The sequence below is a fragment of the Pseudomonas wayambapalatensis genome, assembly GCF_049942315.1.
Taxonomy (GTDB): domain Bacteria; phylum Pseudomonadota; class Gammaproteobacteria; order Pseudomonadales; family Pseudomonadaceae; genus Aquipseudomonas; species Aquipseudomonas wayambapalatensis.
Window position 1 is genome coordinate 1 of the sequence record NZ_JBNFMU010000054.1, and the last position, 10,861, is coordinate 10,861.

General features: G+C 68.6%; 2 protein-coding genes. Both read left to right on the forward strand.

What is annotated here, in order from left to right; all coding sequences use genetic code 11:
• Window positions 1-84: 84 nt before the first annotated feature.
• Complete coding sequence (locus tag ACPZMI_RS01660) at window positions 85-4,230, forward strand: amino acid adenylation domain-containing protein (RefSeq protein ID WP_426351559.1); 4,146 nt, start codon at window positions 85-87, stop codon at window positions 4,228-4,230.
• The coding region (locus tag ACPZMI_RS01665) for an amino acid adenylation domain-containing protein (RefSeq protein ID WP_426351560.1) at window positions 4,230-10,861 on the forward strand (6,632 nt) is incomplete at its 3' end. The genes ACPZMI_RS01660 and ACPZMI_RS01665, both read left to right, overlap by 1 nt.

Consider the following 10,861-nt stretch of genomic DNA (forward strand, 5'->3'; position numbering starts at 1 on the left):
TTGCGCGGCGCGTTGCAGTTCACCGGCCCAGTCGCGTTGCGAGCTGGTCTTGCCCGGCAGGGCCAGGGGCTTGCCGCTGCTCAGTTGCTCGAAGACCTGCAACTGGCCTTCGAGCAACTGAGCAGCGGCAAGCCCCTGGCCCTGCCGGGCAAGACCAGCTCGCAACGCGACTGGGCCGGTGAACTGCAACGCGCCGCGCAAAGCCCGCGCCTGCAGCAGTCGCTGGACTTCTGGCGTACAACCCTCGAAGGCGCCCACGACAGCCTGCCGTGCCAGCGCCTGGACGCCGCCAATCGCAACTGCGACGGCGTGACGGTGCACAGCAGACTGGATGCCGAGCAGACCCGGCAACTGCTGCAGCAGGCGCCCGCCGCCTACCGCACCCGTATCAACGACCTGTTGCTGACGGCCCTGGCCCGTGTGATCTGCCGCTGGACCGGCCACGACCATGCCCTGGTACAACTGGAAGGCCATGGCCGCGAAGACCTGTTCGAACACCTCGACCTGACCCGCAGCGTCGGCTGGTTCACCAGCGTGTTCCCGGTGCGCCTGACCCCGGCGGCAGGCCTGGGCGACTCGCTCAAGCAGATCAAGGAGCAACTGCGCGCGATTCCCGATAACGGCTTGGGCTTCGGTGTGCTGCGTCACCTGGGCGACGCCTCGGTGCGCGACACCCTGGGTGCGCTCCCGACCCCACGCATCACCTTCAACTACCTCGGCCAGCTCGATGCCAGCTTTGCCGACGAGTCGCCCGCCTGGCTGCCCGCCGGGGAAAACCGTGGCGCCGAACATTCACCCGAGGCGCCGCTGGACAACTGGCTCAACCTCAACGGCCAGGTGTTCGATGGCCGCCTGCAGATCAGCTGGACCTTCAGCCGCGAGCGCTTCGATGTCGCCACGCTGCAGCGCCTGGCCGAGGACTACCAGCGCGAGCTGGTGGCGTTGGTCGGCCATTGCTGCACGGCCGGTGTCGCCGGCGTGACACCGTCGGACTTCCCCCTGGCCGGTCTCGATCAGGCCCAGCTCGATGCCCTGCCGGTGGCAGCGCAGGCGATCCAGGACCTCTACCCCCTGTCGCCGATGCAGCAGGGCATGCTGTTCCACAGCCTCTACGAGCAGGCCAGCGGCGACTACATCAACCAGATGCGTGTCGACATCGATGGCCTCGACCCGCAGCGTTTCCAGGCGGCCTGGCAGGCCACGGTGCAGGCCCACGACATCCTGCGCACCGCCTTCGTCTGGGAAGGCGATCTGGCCCAGCCGCTGCAGGTGGTTCGCCAGCAGGTCGAGGTGCCATTCAGCGTCCATGACCTGCGTGACCTGGACGCGCCAGCCCCGGCCCTGCAGGCCCTGGCCGATGCCCAGCGCCAGCAGGGCTTCGAACTGGCCAGTGCGCCGCTGTTGCGCCTGCTGCTGGTGGACCTTGGCCAAGGCCGTCACCACTTCATCTACACCTATCACCACATCCTGATGGATGGCTGGAGCCACGCGCAGGTGCTGTCCGAAGTGCTCCAGCACTACAACGGCCAGGCACAGGACGCGCCACGCGGACGCTACCGCGACTACATCGACTGGCTGGCTCGCCAGGATCAGCAGGGCAACCAGGACTTCTGGCGCGCGCAACTGGCCGAGCTGGACGAGCCGACCCTGTTGGCCCAAGTGTTCCGTGGCGCCACGCCGGCCAGCGATGAGCAGGCCCACGCCCAGCACGACCAGGTGTTCGATGCCCAGCGCAGTGCGCGCCTGGCGGCGTTTGCCCGCGAGCAGAAAGTCACCCTCAATACCTTGCTGCAAGCGGCTTGGGCGCTGCTGTTGCAGCGCCACCAAGGGCAGCAGACCGTGTGCTTCGGTGCCACGGTGGCGGGGCGCCCGTCGGAGCTGGCCGGGGTCGAGCAGCAGGTCGGTCTGTTCATCAACACCTTGCCGGTGGCGCTGACCCTGCACGCCCAGCACAGTGTAGCCAGCCTGCTGCAGGGCCTGCAGGCGCAGAACCTGAGCCTGCGCGAGCATGAGTACACGCCGCTGTTCGACATCCAGCGCTGGGCCGGGCAGGGCGGTGAAGCCCTGTTCGACAGCCTGCTGGTGTTCGAGAACTACCCGGTGTCGGACGTGCTGCAGGCGCGTGCGCCGGATGGCCTGCGCTTCGGCGCCATCGACAACCTCGAACAGACCAACTACGCCTTGACCCTGCTGGTCAACGCTGGCGCGCAACTGAGCCTGCAATACAGCTTCGACCCGCAGTGCTTCACCCCGGCACAGATCGCCGGGCTGGCGGCGCAACTGGCGCAGATCCTCGACGCCCTGGTCGAAGATGCCGAACGCCCGCTGGGCGAGGTCGACAGCCTGCCTGCGGCCCTGCGCCGCCAGGTGCTGCACGATTGGAGCGGGCAGGTCGGCCACGACCTGAGCTGGCTGCCGGTGCACCGTCAGTTCGAGGCCCAGGCCCAGGCGCAACCACAGGCCATCGCCGCCGTCCATGGCGCGCAATCGATCAGCTACGCCGAGCTCAACCTGCGCGCCAATCGTCTGGCCCATGGCCTGATTGCCCAAGGTGTGGGGCCAGATCGCCTGGTGGGGCTGTGCCTGGACCGTGGCCTGGAAATGCTGGTCGCACTGCTGGCCGTGCTCAAGGCCGGTGGCGCCTACGTGCCACTGGACCCGGACTTCCCCGAAGAGCGCCTGGACTACATGATCCAGGACAGCGGCATCGGCCTGCTGCTGACCCAGGCCCACCTGGCCGAGCGACGCAACCTGCCGCAGGGTGTTCGGCAGATGCTGCTGGGAGCGGAATCGGATGCGCTGGACGCACTGGCGACCCATGACCCGCAGGTGGCGGTGGCTGACGACCACCTGGCCTATGTGATCTACACCTCCGGTTCCACCGGGCGGCCCAAGGGCGTAATGGTCCCGCACCGGGGGCTTGGCAACTTCCTCGACAGCATGGCGGCAGCGCCAGGGTTGCAGGCCCACGACCGGGTGCTGTCGCTGACCACCTTCTCGTTCGATATCTTCGGTCTGGAAATCTTCCTGCCGTTGGTGCGCGGCGCACGTGTGGTGCTGGTGGATCGCCAGGCTGCACGCGATCCGGATCAACTGCTGGAGGTGGTGCGCGAGCAGGCCGTGAACGTGGTGCAGGCCACGCCGTCGACCTGGCGCATGCTGCTCGACAACCCGCAGGCCGAGCTGCTGCGCGGTTGCCGCATGCTCTGTGGCGGTGAGGCGCTGGCGCCGGAACTGAGCCTGCGCATGCTCGCCCTGGGGGGCGAAGTGTGGAACCTGTATGGCCCCACCGAGACCACCATCTGGTCGGCACGCAGGCGCCTGGACGCCGCACAGCCGGCACCGCTGCTGGGCGAAGCCATCGGCAACACCACGCTGTTCGTCGTCGGTCCCGACCTGCAACCGGTGGCGCCGGGCGTGGCCGGTGAGCTGCTGATCGGCGGCGAAGGCCTGGCCCGCGGCTACCACGGCCGTGCGGCACTGAGTGCCGAGCGCTTCGTACCGCATCCGTTCGCCGACGACGGCTCGCGGCTGTACCGCACGGGTGACCTGGTGCGCCACCTGGCCGATGGCACCCTGGAGTACCTCGCGCGCCTGGATCATCAGGTGAAGATCCGCGGCTTCCGCATCGAGCTGGGCGAGATCCAGGCCCTGATGCAGGACCATCCGCAGGTCCGCGAGGCCGTGGTGATTGCCCGCGACGGCGCGGGCGGCGCACAACTGGTGGGCTATGTGGTGCCTCTGGAGGTAGGCGAGGCGGGCAGCAACGGTCTGCGCGAGGCGCTGCGCCAGAGCCTGGCCGAGCGGCTGCCGGCCTACATGGTGCCGGCGCATATCCAGGTGCTTGAACGCATGCCGTTGACCCCCAACGGCAAGCTCGACCGCAAGGCCCTGCCCGCCGTCGACGCCAGCGCTGCACGCCAGGCCTACCAAGCCCCACGCACGGATCTGGAACGCCAGGTCGCCGAGGTCTGGCAGCAGGTGCTGCAACTGGAGCAGGTCGGTGTGCACGACCACTTCTTCGAGTTGGGCGGGCATTCGCTGCTGGCCGTCAGCGTGGTCTCGCGCCTGCAACTGGCGCTGGGCCTGAAGCTGTCGCCGCAGTTGGTGTTCCAGGCCCCGGTGCTGGAGCAGTTCGCCGAGGCGCTGGGCCAGGCAGGTGGGCAGGTGGTGGATGAATCGAAATTGAGCAAGCTCGAATGGCTGCTTGACGAAATGGAGGAAGTTTGATGGAAACCCAAGCAGCCCTGAGAATTGCGCAGCGCTTCATTACCCTGCCGCTTGAAAAGCGCCGCCTGTACCTGGAGAAGATGCTGGCGGAGGGGGTGTCCCCGGCCAACCTGCCGATCCCGCAGGTGCAGTCAGCCTTCGAAACACTGCCGGTGTCCTACGCCCAGGAGCGCCAATGGTTCCTCTGGCAGATGGACCCTGGCAGCACCGCCTATAACCTGGCGACCGTGCTGCGTCTGCGCGGCCACCTGGACATCGACGCCCTGCAGCGCAGCCTCGATTGGCTCGAGCAGCGCCATGAAAGCCTGCGCACCCGCTTTGCCGAGCAGGACGGGCGCCTCAGCCAGCGTATCCTGCCGCCCGCGGGACTACCCCTGGCGCACGAGCAACTGGTTGCCGGCACCCCGGGCGATGCGGCGCTGGATGCCTGCATCAAGGCCCGGGTCGAAGCCCTGACCCAGCAGGTGTTCGACCTGTTCGACGGCGCGCTGGTGCGTGCCAGCCTGCTGAAGGTGGGTGAGCACGACCATGTGCTGGCCATCGTCCAGCACCACATCATCGCCGACGGCGCCTCGATCCAGATCATGATCGGCGAGCTGGTGCGGGCCTACGGTGCATTCAGCCAGGGGCAGGCACCTGTGGCGGCGGCGCTGCCGATCCAGTACGCCGACTATGCGATCTGGCAGCGGCACTGGATGGAAGCCGGCGAGCGCGAGCGCCAGTTGCACTACTGGCGTGAGCAACTGGGCGGCGAGCAGCCGTTGCTGGCGCTGCCGGGCGACCGTCCGCGCCCGGCGGTGCAGAGCCTGCGTGGCGAGCGCCTGGAGGTGAGCCTCGATGCCGACCTCAGCCGTCAATTACGCAGCCTGGCCCAGGGGCAGGGCGCGACCCTGTTCATGCTGTTGCTGGCAAGCTTCCAACTGTTCCTGCACCGCTACAGCGGCCAGCACGATATCCGTGTCGGGGTGCCGGTGGCCAACCGCAACCGCCCGGAAACCGAGGGGTTGCTCGGCTTCTTCGTCAACACCCAGGTGCTGCGCGCCGAGATCGACGGGCAGCAGCCATTCCGCGCCTTCCTCGAGCAGGTCAAGCACACCGCGTTGCGCGCCCAGGAGCATCAGGATCTGCCGTTCGAGCAACTGGTCGAAGCCCTGCAACCGCAGCGCAGCCTCAGCCATGCGCCGCTGTTCCAGGTCATGTTCAACCACCAGCGCAGTGCCCCGGCGCGCGGCCAGGCCCAGGCCGCGCCGGGCAGTGACCTGCGCGTCGAAGGGGTGGCCTGGGACAACCCCACCGCGCAGTTCGACCTGACCCTGGAAACCCATGAGTCCGACGACGCGCTGATCGCCGCCTTCACCTACGCCACCGACCTGTTCGAGCGCGGCACCGTGCAGCGTCTGGTCGCTCACTGGCAAACGCTGCTCGCGGCCATCGTCGCCGAGCCTGACCAGCGTTGCGCCGAGCTGGCGCTGATGAGCGCCGCCGAAACCGAGCAGGTGCGCCTGCGTGCCCAGGGGTCGCAGGTGGTGCATGCCGATGCCCGCCCGGTGCACCTGCAAGTGCAGGCCCAGGCCGAGCGCACGCCCCAGGCCGTGGCCGTGGTCTGCGCCGGGCAGCAGTACAGTTATGCCGAGCTCGACGCGCGGGCCAATCGCCTGGCCCGTGAACTGATCGCCCGTGGCGTCGGCCCCGAGGTGCGCGTGGGCATCGCTGCCGAGCGCAGCCTGGAACTGGTGGTGGGGCTGCTGGCCGTGCTCAAGGCCGGTGCGGCCTATGTGCCGTTCGACCCGGCCTATCCTGCCGAGCGTCTGGCCTACATGTTCGACGACAGCGGCATCGGCCTGCTGCTCGCTCAGCCGGCCCTGCTGGCGCAACTGCCGTTGCCGCAGGGGCTGGACGTGCTGGCGCTCGAGTCGGCGACCGCCATGGAGGACGCCGATTTCATCGCCCCGCAGGTCGCGGTGGACGGTGAGCACCTGGCCTACCTGATCTACACCTCCGGCTCCACCGGCCAGCCCAAGGGCGTGGCGGTGCGCCATGCCGGCCTTGGCAACCACATGGCGTGGATGCGCGAGTGCTTGCCGCTGACGGCCGAGGACCGCGTGTTGCAGAAGACCGCGATCAGCTTCGATGCGTCGGTGTGGGAGTTCTGGTTGCCGCTGATCTGCGGCGCGCGTCTGGTACTGGCGGCGCCGGGGCAGGATGAGTCGCTGGCGCAACTGTGGGAGCAGGTTCAGGCGCACGGCATCACCGTGCTGCAATCGGCGCCTTCGCTGTTGCAGGCGATGCTGCCCCAGGCTCGTCCCGAGCAACTGGCCAGCCTGCGCACCGTGCTGTGCGGCGGCGAGGCCCTGAGTGCGCAGTTGTGCGCACAGCTGCGCGAGCGCTGGCAAGGGCGCCTGGTCAACCTCTATGGCCCGACCGAGGCGACCATCGACAGCACCGCGTGCGAAGTCCCGGCCGTGCTGGCAGGGGCGGTAGTGCCGCTGGGCACGCCGATCGACAATGCCAGCGCCTATGTGCTGGGCGAGGCGTTGCAGGTGTGTCCGGCGGGCGCTGCCGGCGAGCTGTGCATCGGTGGCGAAGGCCTGGCACGCGGTTACCACCAGCGCCCGGCGCTGACCGCCGAGCGTTTCGTGCCCGATCCGTTCTCCAGCCGACCCGGCGCGCGCCTGTACCGCAGTGGCGACCTGGTGCGCCAGGCTGACGACGGGGTGATCGACTACCTCGGGCGCATCGATCATCAGGTGAAGATTCGCGGCCTGCGCATCGAGCTCGGCGAGATCGAGGCGCGCCTGGTCGCGCTGCCGGGTGTTCGCCAGGCGCTGGTGCTGGCGCGTGAGCAGCAGTTGCTGGCCTACGTGGTGCCCGAGCCGGGCCAGGACGAGCAGTTGGCTGGCGCCCTGCGCGAGGCGCTGCAAGGGCAGTTGCCGGCCTACATGGTGCCCAACCACCTGTTGCTGCTGGACGCGTTCCCGCTGACCAGCAACGGCAAGCTCGACCGCAAGGCGCTGCCGCTGCCTGAAGCCAGTGCGGGCAGCGAGCAGGTCGCACCGGCCAACGACCTGGAGCTGCGCCTGCACGCGCTGTGGCAGGACGTGCTCAAGTGCCCGGCGTTGGGCGTGACCGACAACTTCTTCGAACTGGGCGGCGACTCGATCGTCTCCATCCAGCTGGTCAGCCGTGCCCGCCAGGTGGGTATTCGTTTCACCCCCAAACAACTGTTCCAGCACCAGACCATCCGCGCCCTGGCCCAGGTCGCCGAGGTGGGTGGCCAGGGGCTGGTCATCGACCAGGGTCCGGTGCACGGCAGCCTGCCGCTGCTGCCGGCCCAACAGGCGTTCTTCGCCGCGTTGCCTGCAGAGCCTGCGCGCTGGAACCAGTCGGTCTGGCTCAAGCCCGCGCGCGCCCTGCAGGTCGAGACGCTGGCCGCAGCCCTGAGCCAACTGGTGAACCACCACGATGCCCTGCGCCTGTCGTTCGGCGCCCAGGGCGCACACTTCCGAACCCCAGAGGCGATGCAGGCGCTCTACCAGCAGTCGGCGTTGCTGTGGCAGGCCGACGTCGAGGACGACGCTGCGCTGGAGGCCCTGGCCGACCGCGCGCAGGGCAGCCTGGCGCTGGAAGACGGTTCGCTGCTGCGCGCGGTACTGGCGCAGCTCGCCGATGGCAGCCAGCGCCTGTTGCTGGTCATTCATCACCTGGTGGTCGACGGTATTTCCTGGCGCATCCTGTTCGATGACCTGCAACAGGCGCTGACGCAACTGGACGCCGGCCAGCCGTGCGTCCTGCCGGCCAAGACCAGCTCGCTCAAGGCCTGGGCCGAGCGCCTGGCGGCTGCGACCGAGGGCGAGATGCGCGGGCAGATGGCCTATTGGCAGACGGCACTGGCCGGCGCACCGCGCGACCTGCCGGTGAACGACCCGCAAGGCTCGCTGGCCAACGCCCTGGCCCACACCGTGCACACCCGGCTGGATGCCGAGACCACCCGGCGCCTGCTGCAAGAGGCACCGGCGGCCTATCGCACCCAGGTCAACGACCTGCTGCTGACCGCCCTGGCACGGGTCGTGGCGCCCTGGTGCGGTAGCGACAGTGCCTTGGTCCAGCTTGAAGGCCATGGCCGCGAGGAGCTGTTCGACGACATCGACCTGACCCGTACCGTTGGCTGGTTCACCAGCCTGTTCCCGGTGCGTCTGGACCACTGTGCCGACCTGGGCAGCGCGATCAAGCGCGTCAAGGAGCAACTGCGCGCGGTGCCCGACAAGGGCCTGGGCTTCGGCGTGCTGCGTTACCTTGGCAGCGCCGATGATCGTGCGGCGCTGCAGGCGCTGGCGCAGCCGCGTATCACCTTCAACTACCTTGGCCAGTTCGACGCCAGCTTCGACCCACAACAGGCATTGCTGCGCCCCAGTGGCGAGGCCCGTGGCCGCGAGCAGGGCGACACTGCACAACTGGGCAACTGGCTGACCCTCAATGGCCAGGTGTATGACGGCCAGTTGAGCCTGAGCTGGACCTTCAGCCCGCAGATGCTCGAAGTCGCCACTGTGCAAGGCCTGGCCGATGCCTACCGCGAGGCACTCAGCGCCCTGGTCGAGCACTGCACCGAGGCTGGCCACGCCGGGCTGACCCCGTCCGATGTGCCGTTGGCCGAGCTGGACCAGGCCGGCCTGGATGCGCTGCAACTGGACGCCAGCACGGTCGAGGACATCTACCCGCTGTCGCCGATGCAGCACGGCATGTTGTTCCACTCGCTCTACGACCAGGCGGGCGGTGGCTACATCAACCAGATGCGCGCCGATGTGCAGGGCCTGGATGTGGCGCGCTTCCAGGCCGCCTGGCAGGCCACCGTCGAGGCCCACGCGATCCTGCGTACGGGGCTGCGCTGGCAGGGCGAGCTGACCCGGCCGCTGCAGGTGGTGCAGCGCCAGGTGCAGGTGCCGTTCACCGAGGTGCGCTGGGACGGCCAGGTGCCGGACAACGCACGGCTCGATGCCTTGGCACGCGAAGCCCGTGAGCAAGGGTTCGATCTGGAGCAGGCGCCGTTGCTGCGCCTGTTGCTGGTGGGCAACGGTGCCAACAGCCATCACCTGATCTTCACCAGCCATCACCTCCTGATGGACGGCTGGAGCACCGCCCAACTGCTGGGCGAGGTGCTGCAGCGCTATGCCGGGCAGGCCATCGCAGCGCCGTCCGGGCATTACCGCGACTACATCGGCTGGCTGCAGCGCCAGCCGGCGCAGGCCCGCGAGGCGTTCTGGCGCCAGCAATTGAGCGGTCTGCAGGCCCCGACCTGGCTGTCGCGTGCCTTGCCGGCGCCGCAGCCTGGCGGGCAGGGCGGTTATGCCGATCATCATGCTGGCCTCGATGCCCAGGCCATGGAGCGCCTCGGCGCGCTGGCGCGCCAGCACAAAGTGACGGTCAACACGCTGGTGCAGGCCGCCTGGCTGTTGCTGTTGCAGCGCTATACCGGGCAGCGCAGCGTGTGCTTCGGCGCCACCGTGGCGGGTCGCCCGGCGGAGCTCAAGGGCATCGAGCAGCAGATCGGCCTGTTCATCAACACCCTGCCGGTGATCGCCGCGCCCGATGCGCAGGGGTCGCTGGCGCAGTGGTTGCAGACGGTCCAGGGCGTCAACCTGGCTCTGCGCGAGCACGAGCACACACCGTTGTTCGAAATCCAGCGGTGGGCCGAGCAGGGTAGCCAGGGCCTGTTCGACACCTTGCTGGTGTTCGAGAACTACCCCATCGCCGAGGCCCTGGAGCAAGGGGGCGATCAGAGCCTGCGTTTCAGCGCGGTGCGTGCTCACGAGCAAAGCAACTACCCGCTGACCCTGGCGGTGGCCGCCGGGCGTGAGCTGACCCTGCACTTCAACTACGACCGCACGCAATTGCGCGACAGCGCCGTCGAGGGCGTGGCGCGTCACCTGCTGCACCTGCTGGAGCAGTTCTGTGCCGACGCTCAGGCACCGTTGCACCAGTTGACCTTGCTGGAGGGCCGTGAACGGACCCGCATCGAACGGCAGTGGAACGCCAACGGCCTGGACTTCGACCGCAGCCAGTGCATCCATAGCCTGATCGAAGCCCAGGTACGTCGCACGCCGCAGGCGTTGGCGGCGATCTGGGGCGATGAGCAACTGGACTACGCCACCCTCAACGCTCGCGCCAACCGCCTGGCCCGCCACCTGGTGAGCCTGGGTGTCGGCGCCGAAGTGCGGGTCGGTGTGGCCTTGCCGCGCGGCATGTCGATGCTGGTGGCGCTGCTGGCAGTGCTCAAGGCCGGTGGCGCCTACGTGCCGCTGGACCCGGACTATCCGGCCGAGCGCGTCAGCTACATGCTCGACGACAGCGCTGCCCGTGTGCTGATCAGCGAACGCGCGGTGCTCGATGCACTGGCGGTGGACGGTGCCTTCGCAACCGTGCTGCTTGATGAGCTAACGCTGGACGGCGACGACAGTGACCTGCCAGCCCGTGCCGTGCCCGATAACCTGGCCTATGTGATCTATACCTCCGGCTCCACTGGCCGCCCGAAAGGCGTGGCCATCGCCCACCGCAACGTCGCCGCGCTGGTGGCCTGGTCGCAGCAGGTATACAGCCAGGCGGACATTCAGGGCGTGCTGGCCAGCACCTCGATCTG